This is a genomic window from Monashia sp. HAY1-2A (assembly GCF_056755315.1).
In genome coordinates, this window is the sequence record NZ_JBNDHY010000376.1 from 1 (window position 1) to 279 (window position 279).

General features: G+C 59.5%; 1 protein-coding gene. It reads left to right on the forward strand.

Annotation, left to right across the window (positions count from 1 at the left end; translation table 11 throughout):
• A partial coding sequence (locus ACPYOM_RS22360; protein WP_481347644.1) for a diacylglycerol kinase occupies positions 1-279 on the forward strand: 279 nt, incomplete at both ends.

The window sequence follows — 279 nt, forward strand, 5'->3', positions numbered from 1 at the left end:
GGCTTTCAGCGCATGCTCAAGGAATCGGCCTTCCGGCACGAGCTGCTGTTCGCGGTTGTTTCGCTGGTGCTGCTCGCGGCCGCCGGTGCCTTTCTTTGGGAAATGATGATTGCCGTCGTGCTGTTCCTGATGCTCTTTGCCGTCGAGGCACTGAACACGGCGATCGAGGAAGTCATCGACCGCATCTCGCCGGAAATCTCGATGGGTGGCAAACACGCCAAGGATCTCGGTTCCTTCGCCGTGGTCTGCATGATCGGTGTCTGCGGGCTATACGTGCTC